At 35.0% G+C, this 16,323-nt stretch carries 13 protein-coding genes; 11 read left to right on the top strand and 2 right to left on the bottom strand.

What is annotated here, in order from left to right; all coding sequences use genetic code 11:
• The first annotated feature begins 123 nt into the window (after positions 1 to 123).
• A complete protein-coding gene (locus tag ACKU4N_RS11315) occupies positions 124 to 3,069 on the top strand; it encodes a DNA polymerase III subunit alpha (RefSeq protein ID WP_321316431.1) in 2,946 nt (981 codons plus the stop codon).
• A 135-nt stretch (positions 3,070 to 3,204) separates the two neighbouring features.
• On the opposite strand, the gene ACKU4N_RS11310 is transcribed toward ACKU4N_RS11315, so the two are convergent.
• Positions 3,205 to 4,248: a quinone-dependent dihydroorotate dehydrogenase gene (locus tag ACKU4N_RS11310; protein ID WP_321316430.1), complete on the bottom strand. Its 1,044-nt coding sequence runs from the start codon at positions 4,246 to 4,248 to the stop codon at positions 3,205 to 3,207.
• A gap of 229 nt (positions 4,249 to 4,477) precedes the next feature.
• On the opposite strand from ACKU4N_RS11310, the gene ACKU4N_RS11305 reads away from it, so the two are divergent.
• The 3 genes from ACKU4N_RS11305 to ACKU4N_RS11295 all read left to right on the top strand — a co-directional run bounded on the left by ACKU4N_RS11305 (position 4,478) and on the right by ACKU4N_RS11295 (position 6,012).
• Positions 4,478 to 4,885, top strand: coding sequence for a hypothetical protein (locus ACKU4N_RS11305; RefSeq protein WP_321316429.1), 408 nt, complete (start codon positions 4,478 to 4,480; stop codon positions 4,883 to 4,885).
• 55 nt (positions 4,886 to 4,940) lie between these two features.
• Positions 4,941 to 5,237 carry a hypothetical protein gene (locus ACKU4N_RS11300; RefSeq protein WP_124993666.1) on the top strand — a complete coding sequence of 99 codons (297 nt, stop codon included), beginning with the start codon at positions 4,941 to 4,943 and terminating at the stop codon, positions 5,235 to 5,237.
• Between the two features lie 259 nt (positions 5,238 to 5,496).
• Complete coding sequence (locus ACKU4N_RS11295) at positions 5,497 to 6,012, top strand: DUF2892 domain-containing protein (protein WP_124993665.1); 516 nt, start codon at positions 5,497 to 5,499, stop codon at positions 6,010 to 6,012.
• A 110-nt stretch (positions 6,013 to 6,122) separates the two neighbouring features.
• Here the strand turns inward: ACKU4N_RS11295 and ACKU4N_RS11290 are convergent, their stop codons facing one another.
• Complete coding sequence (locus ACKU4N_RS11290) at positions 6,123 to 6,518, bottom strand: FKBP-type peptidyl-prolyl cis-trans isomerase (protein WP_124993664.1); 396 nt, start codon at positions 6,516 to 6,518, stop codon at positions 6,123 to 6,125.
• Positions 6,519 to 7,026: 508 nt separating this feature from the next.
• Between ACKU4N_RS11290 and ACKU4N_RS11285 the strand changes: the two genes are divergently transcribed.
• The 7 genes from ACKU4N_RS11285 to ACKU4N_RS11255 all read left to right on the top strand — a co-directional run bounded on the left by ACKU4N_RS11285 (position 7,027) and on the right by ACKU4N_RS11255 (position 16,320).
• Entirely contained in the window at positions 7,027 to 7,800 is a 774-nt protein-coding gene (locus tag ACKU4N_RS11285; protein WP_321316428.1) for a hypothetical protein, read from the top strand.
• Between the two features lie 281 nt (positions 7,801 to 8,081).
• Positions 8,082 to 8,822, top strand: coding sequence for a hemerythrin domain-containing protein (locus ACKU4N_RS11280; protein ID WP_321316427.1), 741 nt, complete (start codon positions 8,082 to 8,084; stop codon positions 8,820 to 8,822).
• The gene (locus ACKU4N_RS11275; RefSeq protein ID WP_321316426.1) at positions 8,812 to 9,414 is read left to right on the top strand and encodes a response regulator transcription factor; all 603 of its coding nucleotides are present in this window, start codon (positions 8,812 to 8,814) and stop codon (positions 9,412 to 9,414) included. The genes ACKU4N_RS11280 and ACKU4N_RS11275 overlap by 11 nt, the downstream gene beginning before the upstream one ends.
• Positions 9,415 to 9,801: 387 nt before the next feature.
• Positions 9,802 to 12,576 (top strand): TonB-dependent receptor, encoded by a 2,775-nt coding sequence (locus ACKU4N_RS11270; RefSeq protein ID WP_321316425.1) that lies wholly within the window; start codon positions 9,802 to 9,804, stop codon positions 12,574 to 12,576.
• 13 nt (positions 12,577 to 12,589) lie between these two features.
• A complete protein-coding gene (locus tag ACKU4N_RS11265; RefSeq protein ID WP_321316424.1) occupies positions 12,590 to 13,819 on the top strand; it encodes a DUF4876 domain-containing protein in 1,230 nt (409 codons plus the stop codon).
• A gap of 69 nt (positions 13,820 to 13,888) precedes the next feature.
• Entirely contained in the window at positions 13,889 to 15,421 is a 1,533-nt protein-coding gene (locus ACKU4N_RS11260) for a DUF6850 family outer membrane beta-barrel protein (RefSeq protein ID WP_321316423.1), read from the top strand.
• A gap of 11 nt (positions 15,422 to 15,432) precedes the next feature.
• Positions 15,433 to 16,320, top strand: coding sequence for an ABC transporter ATP-binding protein (locus ACKU4N_RS11255; protein ID WP_101308524.1), 888 nt, complete (start codon positions 15,433 to 15,435; stop codon positions 16,318 to 16,320).
• Positions 16,321 to 16,323 lie beyond the last annotated feature (3 nt).

The following is a 16,323-nucleotide window of genomic DNA, read 5'->3' as shown; positions in this document are numbered from 1 at the left end:
GGGCTAAAGCCACAGGGCAATGCATTTTATTGTTGTTTCAAGACTTTTATATCATTCGACTGTTTGACTGTTCGACCTTTCCAGACTTCTTAAACCCTTCCAGACTTTTTAGACTTTACAACCATGCTTTTAAATTGCCATAGCTACTACAGTTTTAAATACGGAACACTTTCTGTTGAAGATTTTTTAAAAGAGGTTACTGCAGGAGGATTTACGACTATTGCCTTAACGGATATCAATAATACCGCAGCAAGTCTTGATTTTGTAAGGCAATGTGCGGCGTTTGGTATTCGCCCTGTGGTGGGAATCGATTTTCGGAATGGAACTCAGCAACAGTATGTTGCAATTGCTAAAAATACAGATGGATTTCGTGAACTGAATGCGTTCTTAACCCTTCATTTGCACGAAAAGAGAGCGTTTTTACCGAATGCACCCAGCTTTAAACATGCCTGTGTCGTTTATCCTTTTACGTCAGAGCTTTGTGATTTAAAAGAATATGAATATGTAGGTGTGAGCCCTCAGGATTTACTTCGTTTGCCGTTTACTGAGTGGAAAAACCATCAGCATAAGTTGGTGGTTTTGCAAACAGCGAGCTTTCGAAACAAACGCGATTACAACATTCACCGTTTGTTGCGGGCCATCGATAAGAATACTTTGTTAAGCAAACTGCCCAAGTCTGAACAAGCTGATTTTGAGAATCGATACCGAAGTAGAAGTGAACTTTTAGAGATTTACAGGGAGTATCCAAAAATTATTGAGAATACAGAAAATCTATTGAATTCCTGCAATATGGAGTTTGAGTTTGGAAGCAACAAAAACAAAAAGCACTTTACCTCTTCGGAGGAGGAAGATTTTGAACTGTTGAAGTGCGAGGCTTGCGAAGGATTAAAATATCGTTACGATCAGGTAACCGATGAGATTTTGGATCGCCTGAACAAGGAATTGAAGGTAATTCGGGAGTTGAGCTTTTGTTCCTATTTTCTGATTAATTGGGATCTGGTAAAATATGCTATGAGTAAAGGATATTACCATGTAGGGCGGGGAAGCGGTGCCAATAGTCTGGTTGCTTACCTTCTGAGAATCACCAATGTTGACCCGGTTGATTTAGATCTTTACTTTGAGCGTTTTATTAATCCCTTCCGAACATCGCCACCCGATTTTGATATCGACTTTTCCTGGACTGATCGAGATGATGTGACTCGATATTTGTTTGATAAATATGGTTGGGACCGAGTTGCTTTGCTTGGTACTTTTATCACCTTCAATCATAAATCAGCTTTTCGTGAAATTGGTAAGGTATTTGGTTTGCCCGATGAAGAAATTACCCGCTTGCAAAGAAATCCCAATCCCGATCAGGCCGATGAATATGGAAAATGGGTAATTCGTTACAGCCGGTATATTGCAGGCTTTCCAAGTCATGGAAGCATCCACTCCAGTGGAATTCTAATTTCAGATGAACCAATAAGCAACTATTCAGCAACCGAACTTTTGCCAAAAGGTTTCCCGTCCACTCAGTTCGACATGTACATTGCTGAAGATTTGGGTTTGCACAAGTTTGATATTTTAAGTCAGCGGGGATTGGGAAAAATTAAAGACACTCTTGCCATTATCAGGCAAAATCATGGTATTGACATCGACATTCACAATACCAAATTGTTTATGAAAGATGTTCGGGTAAAACGCATGCTGAAGAAAGGCGAAGCAGTTGGTTGTTTTTATGTGGAATCGCCGGCCATGCGTATGCTTTTGACCAAACTAAAGGCTGAAGATTACAAGCGATTAGTTGCTGCGAGTTCCATCATAAGACCCGGAGTTGCTAAGAGCGGAATGATGCGCGAGTATATTCTCCGTTTTCAGGATGAAGACAGAAGGGAAGAGGCCAGACGTGAAATTCCCGACCTATACCGCATATTGGAGGAAACTTACGGTGTGATGGTGTATCAGGAAGATGTGATTAAAGTAGCGCATTATTTTGCCGGTTTATCGCTCGACGAAGCAGATATTTTGCGTAGAGGAATGTCCTGGAAGTTTAAGCAAAGAAATGAATTTGCGAAAGTTCGGGATAAGTTTTTTTCCAATTGCAGGCAAAAAGGCTATGCAGATGCAATTGTTCAGGATATTTGGCGGCAGATTGAAAGCTTTGCCAATTACGCCTTTGCAAAAGGACATTCGGCCAGTTATGCGGTGGAGAGTTTTCAGGCGCTGTATTTAAAAGCATATTATCCATTAGAATATATGGTGGCAACGCTGAACAATGGCGGTGGTTTTTATTCTGCACAACTCTACTTGCATGAAGCGGTAATGCATGGAGCCACGGTTGAAGCACCTTGTGTAAATCGAAGTTCTTGGGAGAATCGAATTCAGGGAAGAACAATATGGTTGGGTTTCTATCTTTTGCATGATTTGGAAAGAACAATCGGAAAAAATCTGATTAATGAGCGCAATGAGAATGGCATATTTACAAGCTTGCGCGATTTTGTGAATCGATTTCCTGTTAGTTTGGAGCAATTAATTGTTTTGATACGGGTGGGAGCCTTCCGTTTTACCGGAAAAGGCAAAAAAGAATTGCTTTGGGATGCTCATTTTCTATTGGGGCATAGTAAAAAGATTAAGTCCGAAAAAACCTTGTTCCAGACTGAGGTGAAAGAGTTCAAGCTTCCGGATCTATGGAAACATCAATTGGAAGATGCCTTTGATGAAATTGAATTGCTGGGTTTATCCATACAGTCGCCTTTCGAATTGCTGAAAGATGAGCTTCCTTCCGATTTAAAGGCATGTCATTTGCCTCGACTGATTAATCGGTATGTCCGCATTGTTGGCTTTTTGATTACTCGAAAACCAACCAAGGCCAGCAATGGAAAAATCATGTTTTTTGGAACCTGGATCGATTTGGATGGACATTGGATCGATACTGTTCATTTTCCACCAGTTGCCAAAGAGTATCCATTTCGCGGGCCCGGTTGCTATTGCATAGAAGGAAAAGTAACTGTGGAATATGGATTTTTAAGCATTGAAGTGAGCAAAATGGAACGGATGCCAAATTTGAGTTTAGACGATGTGACAAAGTAATTATGAGTTATGAATTAGTAATTAAAAAGGAAGAGGTTTATTTTAACCCTGGGCCAAGGCCACACGGCAAAACATTCGATTACTGTTGTTTTATGACTTTTAGACCATTCGACTGTTTGACTTTTCCCGACCTTTCTAGACTTTGTTTCTTACCAACTCCTTATTAATTGCTTTCACCAAAGCAGGTCCTTCGTAAATAAAGCCGGTGTAAATTTGCACAAGCGAAGCTCCAGCTTCTAATTTTTCCAAAGCATCCTCTTTTGTTAGGATACCTCCAACACCAATAACAGGAATTTTCCCGCCGGATTTTTCATGTATGTATCGAATCACTTGCGTAGATCTTTCACGAAGTGGTTGTCCGCTTAATCCGCCGGCACCAACTTGTTTTATTCTGCTTTCCGGATACGACAATCCTTCCCGTGAAATGGTTGTGTTTGTCGCAACAATGCCATCAATTTTAGTTTCCTGAACAATTTCGATGATATCATCCAATTGTGAGTTGTTAATATCCGGTGCAATTTTTAAAAGAACAGGCTTCGTTTTTTCTTTGTTTCTGTTTACCTCCATAATTTCATTCAAAAGCCTCTTTAAAGGTTCCTTTCCCTGCAGTTCTCTCAGATTAGGAGTGTTGGGAGAACTTACGTTTACTACAAAGTAATCTACATAAGGATATAAGGCATCAAAACACTTTAAGTAATCATCAGTAGCTTCCTCGTTAGGTGTATTTTTATTTTTGCCAATATTTCCACCAATTATTATATTGGTTCTTTTTTTCCGCAAGCGTTCAACAGCCTCTTCAACACCTTCATTGTTAAATCCCATACGGTTTATCAATGCTTTATCATTAACAAAACGAAACAAACGAGGTTTTGGATTTCCTGGCTGTGCTTTTGGAGTAAGTGTTCCAATTTCAATAAAACCAAAGCCCATACTTCCTAAAAAATCAAAGGCTTCCGCATTTTTATCCAATCCTGCCGCCAAGCCAACTGGGTTTGGAAACTTTAAACCAAAAAGCTCCCTTTCAAGGGATGAATTTTCAATTCTAAACTGCGCAGAAACAATCAAACGAATTATCTTCGATTTTTGAAAAGTCTTAAAACAGGCAAATGTAAATCGATGAATAGTTTCAGGATCAAACTGAAGTAAAAGGGGGCGTATTAATAATCGGTATAAATTCATTTAAGTCTAAATTTTAAACAAAGATAGTAAGGAATATGAATAGAAAAAGAGTTTTTAGTCTTAATTGTCTGTCTGTGATTAGAAATTGATTGATACAAATAACAGTTTAATAATTAATCAACATAACTTTTTTTTTAATGATTATTTATATATTTTCGTAGTCGTTTTGAAAATTCCTCTTGTTACAGGAAGCTAATAAAGTTAAAAAACAGTAAGGATTTAGAGAAATATGATGATTAAAAATGATTTTGAAAGCTGGTTGAAATCATCCGCGGGTAAATTTATAGAGATCTATACAAAAGGTCATTCTACAGAAAGGATGAAGAATTTTCTTACAGTCTTATGTTTTTTATTCGGATTCATTGCTGTTAGTTGTATATCTGTATTGATAAGCGGGAATTTTATAAATATTGGTCAGGTGATAGGAAAGGATTTAGGGATGGAAAGCATTCAGGAAATTGTTACCAAAAGTCCGGGTTTATTTAATTTGCTGCTATGGCTTTCTACCTTGTTTTCATTACTAAGTTTATGGATAATGAAGATGCTTAGGAGCAGTAGAAAGCATATTGCTGAATTTTACTATTTTTGGGATAGACATATTGAATCCGGCAGAAAATTATTGAAGGAAAATTCGTAACTAGTTTAGTTTTTTTGTTTTCACTTTGGTTAAGTTATTAATAGGCAAACACACTATGAATTTATTAAAAGAAATACATTTAAATCAGTTTCAGTTAAATATATTATTGGACGAAGAAGAGAAAGAAGCCTACCGCTATATTGTGCAGGAAGGTACTTACTGTGTTCATTGTAAGGCTGTATGCGTTGAAGGAGTTGAGGTGAGGGAAAATATTCTTAATGATATGAATGATATTTTAATCAAAGGGGTTTGTAAAAAGTGCGAAGGTTATGTAAGCCGCTTTATTGAATACGGAGAATTTGAAGATTTTGTTGAAAGAGCAAATTCATTTCGTAAAGCAATAGGAGAATAAAATAATAAACGATAAGCTATATGGTTTTTATCATACAAAATATAAAAGAATCCAGACTGGTTGAAAACAGGTCTGGATTCTTTTTTGAATAAATTCTTAGCTTGTAAGTTGAGTTGAATCTGATACAGCGAGTTTATTCTTCTTCATAAAGCAGAATAAAAAAATATACTTTATTAAATAGGAAAAACTAAGTTCGATAATGCTGGTTTTTTATCAAAAAATGCTTTGTTTTGTAGCCTTGAACTAAAAAATAATAATCATGATTAGAAAATATCTACGTCTTATAATTGCTGGAATCTTATTTTTAGGATCTATCGCTCTTTTTATTAATAGTTTAGTGTCTTCGGGAATATGGATTCTTTTACTTTCCGGTTTGTTTGTATTAAGCTATTTTAAAAATGAAATGAACCTTCTTGCATTTTATTTTGTTCGAAAAAATAAGTTTGAGTCTGCAGGTAAGGTATTAGCAAAGGTAAAGCATCCCGAAAGGATGATTGAAAGTCAGGAAGCATATTACTATTATCTTTCCGGTTTGGTTGAAGCACAAAAGCAAAAAAATGCACAGGCTGAAAAACATTTTAAGAAAGCCTTGGAAACAGGTCTTCGCTTGAAAACTGATCAGGCAGTTGCTAAATTAAATTTGTCAGGAATAGCTCTCTCGAAACGAAACAAGAAACTGGCAACATATTATTTACAGGATGCCAAAAAACTGGACAAACAAAAAATGTTGACGGCACAAATCAGAGAAATAGAAGGCATGCTGAAACGCATCTAAGTTTTTCTTTATTCAGATTTTGGAATGATTCGATTACAAATGATATAATTAGACCTGACAGATTTTCAAAAATCTGTCAGGTTTTTTGTTGAAGAATATTTCGATTTTTTTTAGACTGCGTCAACTCCAATCAATTGAATATCGAAGATAAGAACCGTTCCGGCAGGGATGAATCCAAAATCGGTATTTCCGTATGCTAAATGCGAAGGGATGAATAAGATTCCTTCACCTCCTTCTTTAAAATATTGGATTCCTTCTGTCCAGCCTGCAATAACATCTGCCATATTAATTTCCAGTCTTTCATTTTGATCGAAGGTATTGCCATCGGTAAAATAGCCAATGTAGCTGATCGTAATGTTTGAAGTGCAGGTGGGATGCTCGCCTTCTCCTTCTTTGGATATGTGGTAATATATGCCGGAATCGCTTTTTTGAGCTTCCAGTTTATTGTCAGCAAGATAGGCTGTAATTTCTTCGTCGTTTTTATGCCGGAAATTGCGTTTCGTCATCTTTTTTTGAAAATTTGGTGAGTACAAAAATAGATAATTCTAATCTTGTTTTGCATTACAAAGCCACTTTCGTGATCTTGATTCTTACCATTGAATAGAAATACATACAAAACAATCAAGGCAACCGAAAAGGGAATAGTCTTTATCAAGGAATTTAAATCTATCTTTGTACCCCATTAAGAAACGAAAGAAGAAAAGTGTCTCTTACTGGCAATAGATTATTCCAGCATGGTAATCCCGAAAGCTTTTGTGACCATATGGAACTAAAAAAACAAATTATAAACAGATGAAATGAGCCATGAGAAGACTCTTCTCTCACACGAGGATGACTAAGTTGGTGAGTTCTCCCGAAACAAGTTCGGGACAGGCTATGTGGCAATAAAAAACAAATTTAGACACATAAAACGTCCATGTATAAAGCTTTCTATACACAGGGAAATGATTATTCCAGCACGGTAATCCCGAAAGCTTTCGGGACCATCTGACAAAAACTTAAAATTATAAACAGATGAAAGATCTTTCCAAAATAGAAAAGATAAACAAAGTAGTTGAAGAATATTTTAACTCGAATACTTCACTTACAATAGTACCGGTAAAAGATTTGATGCCAGCCTTTATTAAAGCCGGAATTTTTGCAAAAGATGTGAAAAAAGGATTGCCAATTCGCCTAATCCTTAGGGAACTTGATGCCGAAGATCAGTTAGCTTTAATACCTTTTGTTCATGCCGAAAGACATGGAGAACATACTTATTGGTATTTTGTTCCGGCCAATGCACCTGCTCCGGATGCACCCTACAAACAGGAAAAAAAGAAACTGGAAAATGATCCGATAGCCATTCGTTTAAACAGTGATGAAACCTATGTTATTGCTTTATGCGATAAAGTTTTATCGTTAACATCGGATCGTCAAAAACGATTTGATTTCCTTTTGGGAGATCTGCATAAAAATGGGAAAAAACAAACCATGTTGCCTGTAGATGCTTATTATGAAGAATTGCAATTGGTGGTTGAATACAAAGAAATACAGAATTTTAGACCTGTTGCCGGCTTTGACAAAAACAACGACGAGGACGAGGAAGAAGAAGAAAGAACAAAGACTGTGTCGAGAGAGGAGCAACGAAGAATATACGATGAACGAAGAGCTAAAGTTCTTCCAGAGAATGATATCTCTTTGGTCGTAATTTCTTATTCTGATTTTGAGTATGACGATAAAAATAAAATTATCCGCAACGAAGAAAACGATCTGAAAATAGTGCAAAAAGCATTAAAAGATTTTCTTTAGTAAAAAGATAAAATGAGTTGAATTGTTAATCCTCCTTGAAATAGGGGGATTTTTTTTATCTCTTCTTTTTATAGAAAAGACACTACTTCTAATACATGTCGAAAGGATAGAGTTTATTTTGTCAGGTATTTTCTTTTGATTTTATCTGCAAAAAAATCATTATAAATGGGGATTTCACATAACATTTGGATGAGCTATTTTTGTCAAGAAGGATGTATAATAATTTAGATCGTGATTATGCTATTCACAAAACTCAATAAAAACGTATAAAAAAGAAGTAGATGGTTGCTTTTACAAAAAACAGTAAAATGGCAGAGGTGATCTTAAGAGATTATCAGTTGCTACCCATTATATCTCGATTTGGAATAAAATTAGGATTCGGTAATAAGAGCATTGAAGAGATTTGTACAGATCGGAATGTAGATCTTCCATTCTTTTTAGAAATATTAAATTCTTATCACAGTATTGATTATTTCCCGGAAAATCATTTGTGCGATTTTAAAGCCGATGTTATGGTTTCCTATTTAACCAATACTCATTCTTACTATTTAAATTCAAAAGTACCGCATATAGAGCTATTTATTGATCGGATGGATCAGACAGCTCAATTTGAGAATAGTAGAAATGTTGCTTTGTTAAAACAGTTTTTTAATGAGTATAAAATTGATATCGAACATCATTTTAGTGAAGAAGAAAAAAATGTATTTCCTTATGTACTCGCTTTAGAAAAAGCCTTAAAATCAAATAATTGTTCACCGCAATTAATAGAAAAAATAAAACGTGAACCAATAGAGATATATGAACGTAACCACGAAAGTCTTGAAGTGAAACTGGCAGATATGAAAAATCTAATCATAAGGTTTTTGCCACCTTTACATTGTGAAGACGATTGTGAACATTTGCTTACAGAATTATTTCAACTGGAATGTGATATTGAGAATCACACAAGAATGGAAGAGAAAGTATTAATTCCTAAAGTTAAAATGTTAGAACATAAAGTACTGGAGTATTATGGAGTTTGAGGATAAAAAAAAACAAACAGTAATTGCTTCCGACCAATACTTGGTTAGACTAGGAGTTAAAACACTTTTAAATGTGATTGGAATAGAATCGGATTTATACGAAGCAGATAGTTTTGAGGAGTTGGAACGACTTGTGAATGATGTTCCGGATTTAAATTATTTAATTCTTAGTGAAGATCTTTTACCCAAACAAAAGCAAGATTGTTTAAAAGGTATTAAAGGTTCTTGTAGTTTTTGTAAGGCAATAATAATTGGTCAGCAAAAAATACCAAATTGCGTATTTGAGCATTTTATTCTCCATTCTTATAACAGAAAACAGGTGGTTGAAAAATTACAACTCTTCTTTCAAGAGTCGGACTCCACTTTTGGGAATCATGATTCTTGTACTTTAAGTGATCGGGAGATTGATGTTTTAAAGGCAGTAGCTTTAGGTTATTCAAATAAAGAAATTGCTGATCAATTGTTTATTTCCATCAACACGGTGATTACTCATCGGAAAAATATTACCCAAAAATTAGGAATAAAAACTATTTCAGGATTAACAGTCTATGCCTTAATGAATCATATTATTAAAGCTGAGGAAGTAAGGTGATTCAGATTTATTTAGTACAGAAATATATACAGTCTTAATGGTGTCCTGATAATTAATGATTTTTTCAGGTTCCTGATCCAAAAAGAAAAATAAATAGAGTTTTGGATAATGATTACCAATTAGATTCAAGTTTTTAGTTAAACATTTAAGATTAAGTTTTATTTTAATGTAGTTGTATCGTATTGTCAAAACACCTTTTTTTAATTGAAATGCCCCGTTAGATTTTTATCTAATGGGGTATTTTCATTTAAACTCCTAATACCTTATGATTTCATTTTGTTTATTTCATCACAAATGAGGATTGATAGATGGAGTAAGGCCTAGTAGCTTTGCATTGCAAGAAGAGAGGTTACTCTTTGGTAATGATTAGTTAATTGAGTTTACAGAATGAAGTTTAGTTTCAAAGTGTTTTTTGGTTGTATGTTTTTTGTACTGCTTTCATTTCATAGCAGTGCTCAAAAAGAATATACAATTAAAGGGAGAGTGGTAGAGAAGGATTTAGGAGAATCAGTTTCATTTGCGACAGTGGGACTAAAAGATATTAATATTTGGTCAATAACAGATGGTGAAGGATATTTTAATTTTAAAGGGATTCCTTCAGGAGAATATAAAATATACATTTCTTGTTTGGGTTTTATGGCTGTGGAAAGTTCTATTGTAATTAACGCTGACAGAACTTCATTGCTATTTAAAATGGAAACAGAAAACCAAAATTTAAGTGAGGTTATGGTGATTGCTGAAGAATCGAGAGAAAACGGAACATCTTCCACCATTAAGAAAGAGGCTTTAAAACACTTGCAGCCTTCCAGTTTTGCCGATATTTTGGAATTGCTTCCCGGAGGTGTAAGCCAAAAGAATTCGATGACCACGATGAAATTGATTTCATTGAGAGAGCCTGGTAGTGCCTCTAGCTTTAGTAATGATTCATATGATTATAATTCATCCTTTGGAACATCATTTGTGATTGACGGACAGGCAATTTCCAATGATGCAGAATTGCAAAATGTAACCGGATCTTATAGTTCAGATCGTTACATAAGGCGACGAAATACGACTGGTAAAGGTATTGATATGAGATTGATTTCTACAGATAATATTGAATCTGTAGAAATTGTTCGAGGAATTCCTTCTGTAAAATATGGGGACCTCACCAGTGGTTTGGTCAATATCACACGGGCTTATAAAGCAAAGCCCTTGACTGCAAGAATTAAAGCAGATCCAGGTTCTAAATTGTTCTCGATAGGAAAAGGTGTGAATTTGGGAGGAAGTAAAAGCTTGAATGCCGATATTGATTATTTGGATTATAAATCCGATCCCAGAAATCCGAAGGTAAATTACACTAGAATAACTGGATCAGTGCGTTATGGAAGCAGATCAGAATCCGAAAATGGCTTATTTACTTTTAATACAAATATTGATTATACCGGATCGTTTGATGAAACTAAGAAAGACCCGGAGATAGACCTACCAGAAACTGATAAGTATAAGAGTAAATACAATAAAGTGAGTGCAGGTACCACTCTTTCATGGCAGTCTTATAAATCTTCAATCTTTAAAGGAATTGAGGCTAGAGTTAATGGTAGTTACACACACAATCAAAAGGTCATAGATAAGTCGGTACTGGGAAATAATACACCCATCATGACCAATAGAGAGGAAGGAGAATTTTACAGTGAGTATTTGCCCTCATCCTATTTGTCTCACCTTGTGGTTGATGGCAAACCTATTTATTTGTTTGCAGATGTTTCATCGGATTTCCAATTGGATATTTTCAATGTAAAGCAAAACATTCTAATCGGAGCAGAATGGAGATACAACAAAAACTTTGGAGATGGAGAGGTGTATGACGTAAAACGTCCATTGTATCCAGGAAATGGCAGATCAAGGGTTTCAAAAGATATTCCTTCTATTCAACGACTGTCATTCTATATGGAAGATAAGTTAAGTATTCCTATTGCGAATCACAGGTTAAATCTACAAGGGGGTGTAAGAGCAACACAGGCCTTGAATATGGCATCGGATTATGCTCTCTCAGGGAAACTCTATTTCGATCCCAGAGCTAACATGAGATGGCGCTTTCCTAAGTTCAATTTATTTAATAGAAGTGGATATGTTGAGTTAACTGGTGGATATGGGATGCATACCAAATTCCCAGGGCTGACACACCTATATCCAGATATGCTTTATCTCGATATCGTTCAGCTAAATTATTTTTCTCAAAATAAAGATTTAAGACAAGTACAGTATAAAACCAAAATGATTGATCCAATCAATTATCAGTTGAAACCCAATAGAAATGAAAAGTTTGAATTTGGATTTAATTTAAAATTGGGAAAGGCCAGAGCTTATGTAACAGCATATCACGAATTGCTTAAGAATGGATTTAAGCGATTGGGATATTACGAAACAATGGGTTTTAAATTATACGATGTATCATCAGGACCTCATCCCGATGAATTAAGTGGACCACCAACAGTAGAACAATTCGATTATGAATCAAGAAAAGAATTCATCTACTATAGTAAAAGAGCAAACGGCGCACGAGAAGAGAAAGTAGGTGTTGAGTATCAAATTGATTTGGGACAAATTGATGCCATACACTCAAGGGTCTCAATTAATGGTGCTTGGATGAGAGCTAAATACGATTTAAGCGATGCAACTTACAAACACCCAAGTACAGTAATCGATGGGAAGGATTATCCATACATAGGATATTACAACTGGGACAGAGGGAAAGAATATGAACAGTTCAATACCAATTTTAGAGCGGATACTCATATTAAAAAATTTGGTTTAATGTTCTCAACAGCCATACAGTGTATGTGGTATCATCAATTTAGATATAATCCTCATGATGGTATGCCTGAGTATTATTTTGATATGGATGGAAATCAGTTTGAATACAATGAATCACACACAACAGATCCGTTATTGCGATTCTTATATGACAAACCAAGTCCAAATGACTTTGACTTGTATAAAACTCCTATTGGTATTGATGTGAATCTTACCGTATCAAAGAGCATAGGTGATCAGATGGAACTATCCTTTTATGTAAATAGAATTTTAGATTATCATCCGGATTATACGCGTAGTGATGGCACTAAAGTAACTCGAAAAGTATCTCCATACTTTGGAATGGAACTTAATATTAATCTTTAAATAATAATAAAAAATGAAAAAACTGATATTCGGTTTAAGCCTTTTAATGGTAGTATCCTTGTTCTCTTGCAGCGATGATGATGATCCAATATTGCAATCAGATTTGAATTTGGTGTTGAATCCACCTGCAAAACTAAAGGCACCAACATTTAAGAATGGTACGGTAACTGTTACTAATGTTAATTCCGGAGAAGAAATTTCCAAGGATTTATATGGATTCATGCTTCCAATATTGAACCTGGAAGATGGTCTTTACAATTTTACTGTAGAAGCCGAAGTGGATTATTTTACTAGAGATGTTGATGATAAAATAATTTATGCTACCACGGGGATTAGAGGCTTTAGCGAGAATGTTGAAGTTACAGGAGGATCTTTCGATCTTACTATCGACTTATTTGAGTACAGAAAGAATACCAGTTTTGTGATTTCAGAAATCTTCTTCAGTGGAACAAAAACACCAGAAGGAAAACAGTATAATGATGATAAATACTTTGAAATCTATAACAATACGGATAAAATCTTATATGCTGATGGTTTATGTATTGCGGAATCTGAACTAAATACAGCTCAGTCATTGAATGAATATACTCCTGATGTACGAAAAGAATATACACCTGTTAGTTCAGTTTATAGAATTCCTGGAGACGGAGATGATTATCCTGTTGAACCTGGAAAATCTATTATTGTATGTGACGTAGCCATTGATCACTCTGCTGAGAATGCGAATTCATTTGATTTATCGATTGCAGATTTTGAATGGTTCGATGGTGCAGATGTTGATTTAGACGTACCGGAAGTTCCTAATATGGAGAAAATAGTTTCTACTTCAGCTTCTGTTTGGGGACTTCACAATCGTGGATTTACTTCTTATGTGATCTTTAAGATGGATGATATGGCACCAGAATTTAATACTGATAACGCTTACCACTATCAATATACTTTTGTATGGGGTGACTTTGTAAAAGTTATGGATTTTGATGCTTGGAAAGTTCCAAATAATATAATTATCGATGCAGTAGAATGTTCTACTGTTTCTGATTACGAATGGAAAGCTCTCGATCCATCATTAGACCTTACCTGGACTCATGCTGGTGACGGGGATGATGCTCGTTACGGAAAATGTGTGAAGCGTAAGGTAAGTCACAAAGAAGGTAATCGTATTGTTTTATTGGATACCAACAACTCAGAATTCGACTTTATTCCTACTGCTGATCCTACACCAGGTATAATCGAAGAGGAATAATCCAATATTAACCTTAAAGAAGATCCCTTGGACTTGTCTCTGAGGGTCTTCTTTAATTTTATTGTTTACATGCTAACACAAAAGTTAAAATCCATTCTTGGAATTGTCATTCTCTTAAATTTAACAGCATCAGCATTTGCTCAAGATAGAAATGCGAATGCCGTTGATTTTGAAAAGGAATTAATTCAAATACAAAGTGGGATTTGGGATAATCCTGCTATGCTAGGTCATCAATACAATAAATCTTTTACCGATGTTTCTTTGGCTTGGAAACAGAGGAAAGCAAATGGCTTGTACAGAATTGAAACTGGAAACAAAACATCCTCAATTGATTTTGATGCTTATTCGTTTAAAAGACGTGAGAAAAACTTTGTGTTTGGAAGAGCAAGTTACAGCAAAAACAATATGGATAATATTAAATGGAATACAGTAAGCGATTACAGTGAATTGGCTCCATATATCGTGGCGGATACTATTGGTGGAAAAACGTACGGCGAAAATTATTCATTCGAAGGAATATACAGTCTGATTCAAAAGAAAAGTACTTATGCCCTTCAGGCCAAATATAGATCCTCAGAAGAATACAGAAAATTAGATCCACGACCAAAATCTACCGTTTCTGATTTAGAAATAAAATTAGGAGGTACAAGAGAAATCAATTCAAAATATATGATTGGTCTGTATGCAGGATATCATGATTATCAGCAAGATCATGAAGTAGATGCGTTGCGACCTGGTACAGGGATTAAAGTTTTTTATCTGAGAGGATTAGGTATTAGCGATGAGAATTTCTCAACGGTTGTAACCAATAGTGGAGGTGTTGGTAATATTTATGAAAAGAAAGGGTATTCACTGGGTACACAATTGATTCCCATTGGCCAAACAGGATGGTATCAGTCATTCTCATACAAAAAGTCGAAACTGGAATTATTAAAAATAGTTGGGACAGGCTATGATATTGTGAATGATTTAGATGCTAAGGAGTTTCAATTCACTTTAGGAAAGCAGTATCAGTTCACTAATAAAATATTCAAAATAAATTCTTTCGCATCTTATCAAAGTAAAACAGGGTCTGATTACAACTATAATTATAATAGACAACTTTTAAGTGTCATCGAAAAATATTCAGCCAAGTATCTAGATGGAGGTTTTACAAGTATTTTATTGGTAAGGGGTATTAAGCACAGTTCTTTGTATCAAATGGAAATTAAATACTCTTCTGATGAGTCAGAATATAAGATAGCTAATTCTAAAAATCCCAAACAAGAAGTAGAACATGTAACGCTTAGGCTAAATACAGGAAGAAACTTACAGTTTAGTAAATCTAGCTTGAATATAAAACTCGAGGCATTAGCCCAATACTGCATTAATAGTGATTTAACAACTTCATCTTTGGCAAAAGGAAAGGCAAATGAAAGTTTGATTGTTCCAAACTATGAGTATTTAAAAAGTGATTGGCTGAGCTTGGCTTCGAATATTCGATACGATTTCGACACAAAAAATACTTATGGTATTTATACCAAACTAGCTTATCAATACATGATAATAGAAAATTCTAAATCACAATACAGTTTCAATTTTGCAATTGGATTAACACTTTAAACATATATTTTATGCAACAAGCTATTGTTGAATGCAAAAACCTAACTCACTATTACGGCAAACGCTGTATTTATGAGAATTTGAATTTTGAAATCCCGAAAGGACGAATTTTAGGATTATTAGGAAAAAATGGAACAGGTAAAACCACAACAATTAACATTTTAAACGGCTATTTACAACCACGAAGCGGAGAATGCTTAATGTTTGGCGAAAGCTCGGCAAACCTTTCACCAGAAACCAAACAAAAAGTTGGTTTATTAATTGAAGGGCATGTTCAATATTCTTTCATGAACATTTCGGAGATTGAGAAGTTTTATTCTGCCTTTTATCCAAAATGGAGAAAGGATGCTTACTATGAGTTAATGAAACTGCTGAAAATTGATCCCAAACAGAAAATATCCCGAATGTCGTGCGGACAAAGATCGCAGGTAGCCTTGGGGTTAATTCTGGCACAAGATCCAGAGCTTTTAATTCTCGATGATTTTTCGATGGGCTTGGATCCTGGTTACCGCATGTTGTTTGTTGACTATTTAAGTGAATATGCTAAAGCGGAAAATAAAACCGTTTTTGTCACCTCTCATATTATTCAGGACATGGAACGATTGATTGATGATTGTTTGATTATGGATTATGGTCGTATTGTGATGCAAAAGCCAGTTAGTGAACTTCTTGAGTCATTTAAGCGATACAGATTTACATGCGAAAAGCCTGAGTTGTTGGACAATAGCAATCACATTTATAATTCAGTAAGCATTAAAGGGAAAACAGAACTTTATTCATTACTGTCGAAAAATGAATTGGAAAAATTACTAAGCGGTAATGTTAAGGTAACCAATTCTATACAGGAAGAAAGTTTGAGTTTAGAAGAGGCATTTATTGGATTAACCGGAAAATATTAAGAG

The organism is Labilibaculum sp., from assembly GCF_963664555.1.
Taxonomy (GTDB): Bacteria; Bacteroidota; Bacteroidia; order Bacteroidales; family Marinifilaceae; genus Labilibaculum.
The sequence above is the reverse complement of the archived record's forward strand: the minus strand, read 5'-3'. Positions and strand labels throughout refer to the sequence as shown.